The organism is Arthrobacter sp. GAS37 (genome assembly GCF_044908325.1).
GTDB lineage: Bacteria > Actinomycetota > Actinomycetes > Actinomycetales > Micrococcaceae > Arthrobacter > Arthrobacter ramosus.
Map to the genome: position 1 here is coordinate 24,476 of NZ_JBIYDB010000004.1, position 11,938 is coordinate 36,413.

The following is an 11,938-nucleotide window of genomic DNA, read 5'->3' on the forward strand; positions in this document are numbered from 1 at the left end:
CTTGTTTCCCATCCCGGACCTTGATGGCGGGGTTTGGGAAACAAGCTGCGGTTCCAGTTACGAAGGATGTCAGATGACGTAACGTTCGTCCTCGTGGTCGCCCGGGTGGTCCTTCACCAGGCCGGCGGCCAGGGTGTTCCCGTCCGTAGGGTCGATCACCAGGAACGCACCCGTGCGGCGGTGGTGCAGGTAGTTCTCCAACGGCAACGGCGCGGCCAGTCGAAGCTGGGCGTTGCCGATGTCGTTCAACTCAAGGCTGGAGGCAGCCTCCACATTGAACGTGGCCAGATCCAGCTTGCCGGTCACATTGCGGACGAGCGCCTGGACAGTGCGGGTACCGTGCTTCACGAGCACCTTGGCACCTTCACGCAACGGTTTCGGCGAGAGCCAGGCCAGCGCTGCGTACAGATCGGCCGAGCTCTCGCGCACCGTTCCCGCCGCGGCAATGGTGTCACCGCGGGCGATGTCGATTTCATCGGCCAAGCGGATCGCCACCGACTGCGGAGCAGTAGCCTCGGCCAGCTCGCTGCCGGCGAAGTCGATCCCCGTCACGGTGGTGATCCGGGGCTCGTGGCCCGGGCTCAGGACGGTGACCTTGTCTCCAAGCTTCACGGTTCCTTCCGTGATCTGGCCGGCGTAGGCACGGTAGTCGCGGTACGCCCCGACGTCGAGCCCAGCGGCGACCGCGTCAGGAGCCAGCGCGCCCTGCGGCCGGATGACCAACTGCACCGGGAAGCGGAAGCTCTCCAGGTGGCTTTCGAGTTCGTCGGCGGCCGGAAGGGTTTCCAGAACCTCGAGCAGGGCCGGGCCACTGTACCAAGGGGTACGGTCCGAGCGGTCCACGACGTTGTCGCCGTCGAGCGCTGACACCGGGATGACCGCGACGTCGGCAATGCCATCGCTGCCCAAGCCAAGCTCGCGGGCAACCTTCTGCACGTCCGTCTCGATCTCGCGGAAGACAGACTCGCTGAAGTCGACGAGGTCGATCTTGTTCACAGCGACGATCACGTGCGCCACGCGGAGCAACTGCAGCACCGACAGGTGGCGGCGGGTCTGCTCCAGGACTCCCTTGCGGGCGTCAATGAGTACGACGACGGCGTCCGCAGTGGACGCGCCCGTCACCGTGTTCTTGGTGTACTGCACGTGGCCGGGGCAGTCCGCGAGGATGAAGCTGCGGCGGTCCGTGGCGAAGTAGCGGTAGGCGACATCGATGGTGATGCCCTGTTCCCGCTCGGCACGAAGGCCGTCGGTCAGGAGGGCGAGGTCGATCGCCTGGCTGCCGGTGGCACCGGCTCCGCCGAAGCCACGGTCCGCCGAGGTGCGGGCGACGGCGTCGAGCTGGTCCGCGAGGATCGCCTTGGAATCGTGCAGCAGGCGTCCCACCAGCGTGGACTTGCCGTCGTCGACGGATCCAGCCGTGGCGAAACGGAACAGAGTAGAATCGCGCAGGCCGGTCTCCAGGAGTGAAGTCTCAGTGCTCATTAGAAGTAGCCGTCCTTCTTGCGGTCTTCCATGGCTGCCTCGGAGATGCGGTCATCTGCACGGGTGGCGCCACGTTCGGTGAGTGTGGATGCGGCAACTTCGACGACGACGTCGGCAACCGTGCGGGCGTCGGAAAGAACGGCGCCGGTGCAGGACATGTCGCCCACAGTTCGGTAGCGCACGAGCTTCGTCATGACTTCCTCATGGGGTTTCGGCATGGAAACCTCGCCGACTGCGCGCCACATGCCATCGCGTTCGTAAACCTCGCGCTCGTGGGCGTAGTACAGTCCGGGCAGCTCAATGCCTTCGCGCTCGATGTAGCGCCAGACGTCCAGCTCGGTCCAGTTGCTGATGGGGAACGCGCGGACGTGCTGGCCCACCGTGTGGCGGCCGTTGTACAGGTTCCACAATTCGGGGCGCTGGTTGCGGGGATCCCACTGGCCGAATTCGTCGCGCAGGCTCAGGATGCGTTCCTTGGCACGGGCCTTGTCCTCGTCGCGGCGGCCGCCGCCGAAGACGGCGTCGAACTTGTTCCGCTGGATCGCATCGAGCAGCGGCACGGTCTGCAGCGGGTTGCGGGTACCGTCAGCGCGCTCGGCAAGTTCGCCACGGTCGATGAACTCCTGCACGGAGCCAACCACGAGCTTGAGGCCCAGGCGTTCCACCGTGCGGTCGCGGAAGTCGATGACCTCGGGGAAGTTGTGACCCGTGTCCACGTGCAGCACGGGGAACGGAACCTTGCCAGGCCAGAATGCCTTCGTTGCCAGGTGCAGCATGACCACGGAGTCCTTGCCGCCCGAGAACAGCAACGCAGGCTTCTCGAACTCGGCAACAACCTCGCGGATGATGTGGATGGCCTCGGACTCCAGGGTGTCGAGGCTGGAAAGGCGCCCACGGGTTGCGACGCCGACTGCCGCCCCCGCCCCTTCGCCGCGCGGCTGATCTTCGATCAGCCCAGCGCGCGGCTCCGACAGGCCCGATGCCACTCCCTGGGCGGCAGTCGGCGTCTCGGCAGCGTCGGTTTCCAGCACAGACAACTCCAGGTCCTCGTTAGTGATTTGGGTACTCATACGTGTAGTCCGCATTCTGTCTTGTCGGTTCCTGCCCAGCGGCCGGAGCGGGGGTCCGCTCCCGGGGCCACTTTCCTGGTGCAGGGCTGGCATCCGATGGACGGGTAGCCCTGGCTCAGGAGGGGGTTGACGGGAAGGATGTTGTCTTCGGAGTACTGGACCAACTGGTCAAAGCTCCAGTCGGCCATCGGGTTGACCTTGACCAGGCCGTTGGTCTCGTCCCACGTGATCAGCGGAGTGTTGGTCCGGGTGGGGGCCTCGTCGCGGCGGACACCGGTGAACCAGACTTCATAGCCGGCGAGGGTCCGGCGCAGCGGCTGGACCTTGCGGAGCGCGCAGCACTGGGCTGCGTCGCGGGCAAACAGGTCCTTGCCGAGAAGGCGGTCCTGCCGCTCGACCGTGTTTTCCGGGAGCACGTCCACGATGTTCACGCGCAGGTTGGCAGCGACCTCATCCCGTGTGGCGTGGGTCTCCGGGAAGTGGTAGCCGGTCTCGAGGAAGAGAACGTCGACGCCGGGAAACTGGTCCGCGACGAGTGCCGGCAGCACGGCGTCGGCCATGGAGCAGGCCACCGCGACGGCGGGCAGTTCGAAGTTGCGGGCCACCCAGGCGATGACGTCGCGGGCGGGCGCGTTCCAGCCGAGCTCTGCGGCACCGGATTCGGCGAGGGCCTTGAGTTCGTCGTGGGATCGCTGGAAGGGCCCACGGCCACCAGGTCTCCCTGTCGAGTCTCCGAGCTTGGGGAGTGGCTGGGGATTGGTCACTGGAGATCTCCTTCATCTGCGGAGTGTGCCCATTCGGCGAAGGTCTGGCCTTCGGCGCGGTCGGCCACGAACTTCCGGACTACCCGCTCTACGTAATCGGGCAGGTCCTCGACGTAAACCTTGAGGCCGCGCACGGTGCGTCCGAGGCCTGCTTCTTCGCGGCTGGACGAAGCCAGCCCGCCGCCCAAGTGAACCTGGAAGCCCGGGGTGGGGTCGCCGTCGGGCGTTGGCAGCATCATGCCCTTGAGCCCGATGTCCGCGGTCTGGATGCGGGCGCAGGAGTTGGGGCAGCCGTTGATGTGCAGGGACAGTGCCTGGGGCAATTGGCCGCTGTCCGCAAGGTCGGCCAGGCGGCGTTCCAGTTCAGCGACGGCGGTGGCAGCAGTGACCTTGGTTTCCACGATGGCGAGCTTGCAGAATTCGATGCCGGTGCAGGCGATGGTGCCGCGGCGGAAGACGGAGGGGCGGGCGGAGAGGCCCAGGGTGTCCAGCTCGGCTACGAGCGGTTCCACCTGCTCCTTGGCGACGTCGAGCACAACGATCTTCTGGTGCGGAGTAGTGCGCAGGCGGAAGGAGCCACGGGCTTCGAGGGTGTCCGCGAGCTTCACGAGCTGGCTGCCAGAAAGGCGACCAGCCAAGGGTGTGGCGCCGATGAAGAACTTGCCGTCCTTCTGCTCGTGGATGCCGACGTGGTCACCCGGTGTCAAGGGCTTGGGCGCTGCGGGGCCGTCGGCAAGCTTGAAGCCGAGGTATTCGTCCTCGAGGATCTGGCGGAACTTCTCGGGACCCCAGTCGGCCAGGAGGAACTTCAGGCGTGCCTTGGTGCGCATGCGGCGGTAACCGTAGTCGCGGAAGATGCTGGTGACGCCGAGCCACACTTCAGCGGCTTCCTCGGGCTTCACGAACGCGCCGAGCCGCTTGGCGAGCATCGGGTTGGTGGAAAGCGCGCCTCCCACCCAGAGGTCATAACCGACGCCGAGTTCGGGGTGGACCATGCCGACCAGGCCGAAGTCGTTGATTTCGTGGACAACGTCCTGCGAGGGGTGGCCTGTGATGGCGGTCTTGTATTTGCGCGGCAGGTTGGCGAGCTCCGGGTCGCCGATGAAGCGCTCCGCGAGTTCGTGGATCAGCGGCGTGGGGTCGATGATCTCGTCCTTGGCGATGCCGGCAACCGGGGAACCCAGGATGACACGCGGGACGTCGCCGCAAGCCTCGGTGGTGGACAGCCCGACGGATTCGAGGCGGCGCCAGATTTCCGGCACATCCTCCACGCGGATCCAGTGCAGCTGGATGTTCTGGCGGTCGGTCAGGTCGGCGCTGCCGCGGGCGAAGTCCACGGAGATCTGGCCGATGACGCGCAGTTGCTCGGTGGTGAGCGCACCGCCATCGATCCTCACACGGAGCATGAAGTACTTGTCCTCGAGCTCGTGCGGCTCAAGCGTGGCGGTCTTGCCGCCGTCGATCCCGGGCTTGCGCTGGGTGTAGAGGCCCCACCAGCGGAAACGGCCGTGCAGGTCCGTGCCATCGATCGAGTCGAAGCCGTGCTTGGAGTAGACAGACTCGATACGCTCACGGACGTTCAGCCCGCTGTCTTCCTGCTTCCAGGTTTCGTTGGCGTTGAGCGGCGCGGTGCCGTCAACCTTCCACTGGCCATGGGGTTTAGCGGCAGGACGGGCGGTGCGGGCCGGGCGCTTGGGGGCAGCCTCGTCCGCAGACGCTCCGGCTAGAGCTGTATCAGTCATGCATCGACTGTAGGGCTGGCCAGAGAGGCGTAACAAAGGTCCGGGAAACGGAAAGTCACCTAGGGAAACATTTCGTCACGAACCGCCGTCGGGCCTTGTTCACCTGGCCTCGCTGTGCATTCTAAAATCCCGCTCAGGAGCTAGCGGCAACCACCGCGTCGTAGCGTTCCAGGGCGATCTCCGCGAGCACCGGAGAAGGCAGCAGCGGTGCCGTCACGACGTCGGCCCCGGCCTTGGACAGCTGGTCGTGGAAGTAGCCCGTGGCCAGCAGATACGAGGACACAACGACCCGGCCGCCGTCTTCGGTGACTTCGGCGCGCAAGGCCGCGACGCCGTCGGGCACGTTCGGTTCGGCACTGGCGCCATAGGCGACGCGCACCCGATTGGGCAGCAACTCTGCGAGCTGGCGCGCTTGCTCTTCCGAATCGACGGAACCGTCCGGCAGCGATGAGCCCGCGGCGGCGAGCAGGACGCCGTCGTCGTCGCCCAGGCCCGAATCGCGCAACCGCGCGGCGAGCAGCTGCGCGAGCCGCGGATCCGGCCCCAGCGGCGGCGCCGCCGACACCTCCGGGCGGGACTTGATCGCCTTGGGGATGTCCACCTTGACGTGGTAGCCGGTGCTGAGCAGCAAGGGAACGACGACGGCGGGCGTGCCTTCCGGGAGGCCGGCCACCACGCCGCTCAACTCGGGCTCCTGGACGTCCACGTATGCCTCAACGACGGTCAGTCCGGGCCGGAGCGCCTCAATCTCGGCCATGACCCGGCGGATAGCGGCTTGCCCTTCGACGTTCCGGGTTCCGTGGGCGCACGCGATCAAGACGGGGCTGTTCATGCGTGCAAGCGTAACGTTGGGCGAGCATGATCGCCCGACTGTGAACGAAGAATGGAGCTGCATTTGTTCACTTTTGACCTCGCGCTGGTATGGCTGGATCTCGCCGGTGTCTTCTTTTTCGCCGTGTCCGGATCCTTGCTCGCGGCGAAGAAGCAGTTCGACATCATCGGCTCGGTTCTCTTGGCTTCGCTGGTTTCCTTGGGCGGCGGTGTCATCCGCGACATCGTGATCAACGCCGGCCCGCCCGCGGCGTTCACCAACCCGGTCTATCTGCTGCCGCCCCTGTTGGCCGCGGTTCTCGTGTACTTCCTGTTTTCGAGCATCCAGCGCTTCACGTCCCTCTTGACCCTGTTCGACGCCGGCGGCCTGGCTTTGTTCTGCATCACCGGGACGCTCAAGGCACTGGCCGCCGGCATGAATCCGGTGGCTGCAATCCTCCTGGGCGTCACCACGGCCGTGGGCGGCGGCTTGCTCCGCGACATCACGGCCAACGAAATTCCCACACTCTTCAATGCCCGGGACCTCTACGCCTTGCCGGCCTTCACGGGAGCCGCCCTGACGGCCCTGCTCTGGAACATCGGAGCCTTCAACGGTGTGACAGCCGGGGTGATTGCAGCCTGGGTTTTCGCCTTCCGGGTGGTGGCTTGGCGGCGCGGTTGGCGGGTGCCCTTGGCGGTCCGGGGATGGCACCGCGCCGGGGTCTCCTCGGGCGCCGATTCACGTGGCCGCGATTAGCTAGGATGGGAGCATGACTGACATGTTCCTCGAGAAATTCCGCGCGCTTGTACCGAAGTATCTCGAGGACGAATGGCAGGAAGAAGATGGGCTGTCCGCCGCTGAGCTGGACGAGGCCCTGTCAGCCCACACCTTCACCATTCCCATGGTCCTGCGCGAGTTCTACCTCGCCCTCGGTGGCTGTGAGGACCTCATGGAGGCCTACCACTACTTCTGGGACCCCGAAGAGCTCGAAGTGGACGACGAAGGCTTCCTCATGTTCCTGGAGGACGAGGAAGAGCAGTTCACCTGGGGCTTCCGCGTAGGCGACCTCGGCGTCCCGGATCCCATCGTGTGGCGTCGCAACAACGCCCGCGGACAGTGGAAATCCGAAGAAGGCACCTTCTCCGAGTTCGTGTTCGACATGTTCGACTGGGCTTTCAGCGACGAAGAAGACTGAGGATTTCTTCAGCGGAGGCCGCGCCTTCCTGACCCTGTTTGAATTTCGAACGGCCGTGACACGCCTTGAACAGGGTGTGTCGCGGCCTTTTTCGTGGCAAAGAAGGTCAGGACGGCGCGCTGTTTGCTGGATTACGACGGCGGCACCCACCCGGGCGCGTAGCGTGCGGGGGCGAATTGGCCGACTTCCCGGTGCCGCAACACCATCAGGATCTCGTTGACCATCTCTTCAGGACGGTAGACCACGTCCTCGTAGTAGTAACGCAACGCCAAGAGCCCACCCCTCACGCTGGCGTTGTCGCGGTATCGATCCTTCTTGACCTGACGCCCCTCAAGATGAGTCCGGCCGTCCAGCTCCACCACAAGGCACTCGTTGATCAGGCAGTCCACCTCGCCCACCCCGGCCAATCCCACATGCATTCGAACCCGGAGGCCTGCCCGGACAAAGTGCGTGTGTGCGAGCACTTCGAGCAATGAATCAGCCCGGGGCAGCACGAGATCGAGCACAGCCCTCGCTGCTCCGTTGCGGCTTCCTGGAAGTTTCGCCTTGAGGAAGCCGGTGGTGATCAACCCGCGGCTGACTGCAGATTGGGCGATCACCAAGGATTCCAGTTCGGGTCGGCATCTCAGGGCGTGGATAAGGACGTCAGCCAGGCCGGCCACGGGAAGGTACGGATGCCCCGGGTGGGTACATCGGGCGTGGTCCACCACACCGTCCCGGACAACGCCGTTACCGCAGCTGAGGTGGAGGGCCTCAGGTCTCTGCGAACTCCCCCGCCCTTGGACGCCTCCTGGCTCATGCAGCTGCCACATATTGTAGAAACGAGCAGCCGAAACACAGGTCAAGACGCCATTCGCCTGGAACGCAGCAAGGATGCCTGGATCAGCGCCCTCGATCGTGTAGATCCCACGGCGCATTACGTTGAGTGTTCCGTTGCGGACCCCTTTTGCCAACGCCGATTTTGGAAAGCCCGCTCTTAGCAGTTGCGCAGTCCGGGACGCACCGCCCCGCCTCCGGAGGAATTCCACTACATCCATGTAGCCACTCCACCAGCATGGATCAGGCGACAGTAGCTCCGGGTTCCCCTATGTGGACAACTTTGCTGGCCCTTCCTGACCTTCTTTGGGCCCAAGGCCTGCCGGACACACCCCTTCGCAGGCGTGTCGGGGCCATTCTGAATTTAAAGAGGGTCAGGAAGGAACGCGAATTCCCGACAAACTCCGGAAAACCCTTTGACCGTGAAAGTTGCACCCGTGACAAAGTTGTCATAAGCTGTAACCGGATTCACTAAATGCCTCCGGTGGATCTGATGCGAACGGAGATTATGGTCCCGGTTCGTTGCAGCGCGTGACTCGTAGCGTTGCAAGGAACCGGGGCCATTGCATTTAAGCCCGGCCCCGCCCAAGTAGTCCCCACCGCCACCCTCGCCTCGCAAGCTCGGCCAGGGAACCCTGGCGGCGTGGGCCCAGCAGTTGTTGTCGTTATGACGGGTCAAAACGACAACAACTACGAGCTAGTTGGGCCTGCGGGTCGCCAAACTAGCTGGCGCGCTCCACAACCGCGTGGGCGAAGTTCGTGAGCGACTCCTTGACCACGCCTTCGGGCAACGGCTTCAAGGCTTCAATGGCTTCAGCGGACCACTGGCGCGCAATCACCCAGGATTCGGCGGTGACGGGATGCTCGCGCAGCCCGGCGACGGCCAAGGCCAAGGCTTCGTCGGACGACAGGTCGCCGTCCACCAGCTTCAAGAGTTCGACGGCGGAGCGGTCACCATTGTCGGCCGCCTTGCGGAGCAGGAGGACGGGCAGCGTGGGAACGCCTTCACGGAGGTCCGTACCCGGGGACTTGCCGGACTTGACCTTGACGCCGGTGACGTCGATGACATCGTCGGCCAGTTGGAAGGCGACGCCAACCTTCTCGCCGTACTCCACCAGCACGTCCTCGAAGGCTTCGTCGGCACCGGCGAAGATGGCACCGAGCTGGCCCGAGGCGGCAACGAGGGAACCGGTCTTGTCGGCGATGACGGAGAGGTAGTGCTCCACCGCGTCCTCGCCTTCACGCGGGCCCACGGTTTCGTGCAGCTGCCCGAGGCACAAGCGTTCGAAGGTGCGGGCCTGGATTCCCAGGGCACGCGAACCGAGTTCGGACACCAGGATCGAGGCGCGCGCGAAGATCAAGTCACCCGTGAGGATAGCCACCGAGTTGCCCCAGACTTCGTGGGCCGTGGGGGCGCCGCGGCGGTAGGGCGCCGAGTCCATCACGTCGTCGTGATAGAGGGTTGCGAGGTGGGTCAGTTCAACCACGACGGCGGCCTGGACCACTTCCGGACGGGATGCGTCGCCGAGGTGGGCGCACAGGAGGGTCAACAACGGGCGGATGCGCTTGCCGCCGGCTTCCACCAGGTGACGCGACGTTGCGTCAGCCAGGGGATCCGAGTTGGCAATTGCTTCGCGGAGCTTCTTTTCCACGCGGGCAAGGTTCGTGGTGATGGCAGGACCCAGCTCCACGTCCTTGGCGATAGCCGCAAAACCGGCAGGAAGCTGCAGGCCAGTGGCGATCGCGGTAGTGGTGGGAGCGGGTTCGACAACGTCCGGCAGGCCGTGCCCGGCATGCGTCCAGCTGTGTTCGGCAGAGTGAGTCACGGGTTAACCCTAACTTTTCGCGGAGGAAAGCGTTGATTCGGTGCCGACGCGGGTGGAAGCGGCAGTGGATGTGGTGTTGGACGTGGCCGGGACCAGCATCTCGAGGACGCGGATGGCGCGGTCCTCGAAACCCTTGGCTGACGCATCCGTGAGGTTGGCGAGCATCCGCACCACAAAGCGCATCAGCACCGGAATGGGCATGCCCGTCCGTAGCGCGAGTTTCATGACGGCGGGCTTGCCGATGAGGGCAGCAAAGACGCGGCCCAGGGTGAAGTGTGAACCCCACTGGTCCCGCACGTAGTCCGCGTAGCGCGAAAGGTGCGCGTCGGCGTCGTCGGCCGTCCATCCGGCCGAACGGGAACGCGAGGACGCGTCGATGATGAACTCGGCCGCAAAGCGGGCGGACTCCATGGCGTAGGAAATGCCCTCGCCGTTGAACGGTGAAACCATGCCGCCGGCGTCGCCCAGGAGCATGACCCCGGGCGAGTAGTGCGGGGTGCGGTTGAAGCCCATGGGCAGGGCGGCGCCGCGGATCTCCCCCACCTGGTTTTCGGGCGTGAAGCCCCATTCGGACGGCATGCCGGCGGTCCATTCGCGCAGGACCCGCTTGTAGTCGAGCTTCCCGAATTCCTTCGAGGAGTTCAGGATCCCGAGGCCGACGTTGGACGTGCCGTCGCCGACGCCGAAAACCCATCCGTAACCGGGCAGCGGCTTGCCGGACTTACCGGGGAGCTCAAGCCAGCCTTCCATCCAGTCGTCGTCGTGGCGGGGCGAGGTGAAGTAGGTGCGGACGGCGACGCCGAGCGGGCGGTCGTCGCGCTTGTGCATGCCGAGCGAAACGGCGGTCCGGGTCGAGTTGCCGTCTGCGGCGAGCACGACGTCGGCATGGAAGTCGCGCGTTTCGCCCGTCTTGCGTCCGGACTCGTCGAGCAAGGCGGCGCGCGCGCCGATCACGCGCCCGGCGTCGTCGCGCAGGGCTTCGGTCACGCTGTGGCGTTCAAGCACGACGGCGCCCGCCGACTGGGCGTGCCGGGCCAGCTCCTCGTCGAATCCGAGGCGCGTGCGGATGAGTCCGTACGTGGGAAAATCGGCGACCTCGGGCCACGGCAATTCAATGGTGCGTCCGCCGGCGATGAGCCTGAGCCCCTTGTTGCGGCGCCATCCCTCGTCCTCGGCGTGCGGGAGGCCGAGCTTCTGGATTTCGCGGACGGCGCGGGGAGTAAGGCCATCGCCACAGACTTTTTCCCGCGGGAAGGCGGTCTTTTCCAGAACCGTCACGGAAATGCCCGCCTGGGCAAGGTAGTACGCGGCGGTGGACCCGGCTGGCCCTGCGCCGACTATCAGTACGTTCACAGCGTCCTTGTTAATAGGCCGGTTAGCGGGACTGATCGCCGGCTTGGCGGCGCGGCTTGATCTGGCGGCGCAGCTTGGCCACGGGAACGCTTTCCCGGTGTTCGGCACCGGGCTTCTGGGCGCGGTGCACCGCTACGATGCCGCCGCTCAGGTTGCGGTAATTGACGTCGGTCCAGCCGGCTTCCTGCAGCCACGCGGCCAGGTGGTCCTGGTCCGGCCATGCGCGGATGGACTCGGCCAGGTACACGTAGGCGTCCGGGTTCGAGGAGACCTTGGTGGCGATGGCGGGCAATGCGCGCATGAGGTATTCGGTGTACATGGTCCGCCAGAGGGGCACCACGGGGGCCGAGAATTCGGCGATGACGAGGCGTCCGCCGGGCTTGGTGACGCGGAACATCTCCGCGAGGGCCTTGTGTGGTTCGTTGACGTTGCGCAGGCCGAAGGAAATGGTGCAGGCGTCAAAGGAGTCGTCCGCGAAGGGCAGCTTGGTGGCGTCCCCGGCAACGAAGTTGATGTCCGGACGGCGGCGTTTGCCGACCTTCAGCATCCCCAGGGAGAAGTCGCAGGCCACAACATCCACCCCGGCGTCGGCGTACGGTTCGCTGGATGTGCCGGTACCGGCAGCCAGATCCAGGACCCTTTGGCCGACCCGAACATCCATCGCGTCCACGACGACGCGGCGCCAACGCCGGGTCTGCCCCATGGACAGGACATCGTTGACGACGTCGTATTTGGGGGCGACATCGTCAAACATCGTCGCAACTTCGTCCGGACGCTTTTCCAAGGATGCTCGGTTCACCCTGCAATTGTCTCAGACAAATATGGGAAGAACTTTCGGGGCGCTCCGGTCCGCGCAGCCCCCGTTGCCCGCGGGAGTAA

At 65.3% G+C, this 11,938-nt stretch carries 11 protein-coding genes; 2 read left to right on the forward strand and 9 right to left on the reverse strand.

Annotated elements, in window-relative coordinates; all coding sequences use genetic code 11:
- Positions 1-69: 69 nt before the first annotated feature.
- The 5 genes from ABH924_RS05140 to ABH924_RS05160 all read right to left on the reverse strand — a co-directional run bounded on the left by ABH924_RS05140 (position 70) and on the right by ABH924_RS05160 (position 5,890).
- The gene (locus ABH924_RS05140; RefSeq protein WP_404497432.1) at positions 70-1,482 is read right to left on the reverse strand and encodes a sulfate adenylyltransferase subunit 1; all 1,413 of its coding nucleotides are present in this window, start codon (positions 1,480-1,482) and stop codon (positions 70-72) included.
- Positions 1,482-2,552, reverse strand: a complete 1,071-nt coding sequence (cysD, locus tag ABH924_RS05145; RefSeq protein ID WP_404497434.1) for a sulfate adenylyltransferase subunit CysD — start codon at positions 2,550-2,552, stop codon at positions 1,482-1,484. The genes ABH924_RS05140 and cysD overlap by 1 nt, the downstream gene beginning before the upstream one ends.
- Positions 2,549-3,316 (reverse strand): phosphoadenylyl-sulfate reductase, encoded by a 768-nt coding sequence (locus ABH924_RS05150; protein WP_404497436.1) that lies wholly within the window; start codon positions 3,314-3,316, stop codon positions 2,549-2,551. Before ABH924_RS05150 ends, cysD begins: the two co-directional genes overlap by 4 nt.
- Positions 3,313-5,058: a nitrite/sulfite reductase gene (locus tag ABH924_RS05155; RefSeq protein ID WP_404497438.1), complete on the reverse strand. Its 1,746-nt coding sequence runs from the start codon at positions 5,056-5,058 to the stop codon at positions 3,313-3,315. The genes ABH924_RS05150 and ABH924_RS05155 overlap by 4 nt, the downstream gene beginning before the upstream one ends.
- Positions 5,059-5,191: 133 nt before the next feature.
- A complete protein-coding gene (locus ABH924_RS05160; protein WP_404497440.1) occupies positions 5,192-5,890 on the reverse strand; it encodes a sirohydrochlorin chelatase in 699 nt (232 codons plus the stop codon).
- Positions 5,891-5,953: 63 nt separating this feature from the next.
- On the opposite strand from ABH924_RS05160, the gene ABH924_RS05165 reads away from it, so the two are divergent.
- Positions 5,954-6,625 (forward strand): trimeric intracellular cation channel family protein, encoded by a 672-nt coding sequence (locus tag ABH924_RS05165; RefSeq protein ID WP_234748941.1) that lies wholly within the window; start codon positions 5,954-5,956, stop codon positions 6,623-6,625.
- Between the two features lie 13 nt (positions 6,626-6,638).
- Complete coding sequence (locus tag ABH924_RS05170) at positions 6,639-7,064, forward strand: hypothetical protein (RefSeq protein ID WP_234748940.1); 426 nt, start codon at positions 6,639-6,641, stop codon at positions 7,062-7,064.
- Positions 7,065-7,195: 131 nt separating this feature from the next.
- Here ABH924_RS05170 and ABH924_RS05175 read toward each other — a convergent pair whose 3' ends face one another.
- The 4 genes from ABH924_RS05175 to ABH924_RS05190 all read right to left on the reverse strand — a co-directional run bounded on the left by ABH924_RS05175 (position 7,196) and on the right by ABH924_RS05190 (position 11,858).
- On the reverse strand, positions 7,196-7,981 hold the full coding sequence (locus ABH924_RS05175) for an endonuclease domain-containing protein (protein WP_404497443.1): 786 nt from the start codon (positions 7,979-7,981) through the stop codon (positions 7,196-7,198).
- Positions 7,982-8,602: 621 nt separating this feature from the next.
- On the reverse strand, positions 8,603-9,706 hold the full coding sequence (locus ABH924_RS05180; protein ID WP_404497445.1) for a polyprenyl synthetase family protein: 1,104 nt from the start codon (positions 9,704-9,706) through the stop codon (positions 8,603-8,605).
- Positions 9,707-9,715: 9 nt separating this feature from the next.
- Complete coding sequence (locus ABH924_RS05185; protein ID WP_404497447.1) at positions 9,716-11,059, reverse strand: geranylgeranyl reductase family protein; 1,344 nt, start codon at positions 11,057-11,059, stop codon at positions 9,716-9,718.
- A 22-nt stretch (positions 11,060-11,081) separates the two neighbouring features.
- Positions 11,082-11,858, reverse strand: coding sequence for a demethylmenaquinone methyltransferase (locus ABH924_RS05190; RefSeq protein WP_404497449.1), 777 nt, complete (start codon positions 11,856-11,858; stop codon positions 11,082-11,084).
- Positions 11,859-11,938 lie beyond the last annotated feature (80 nt).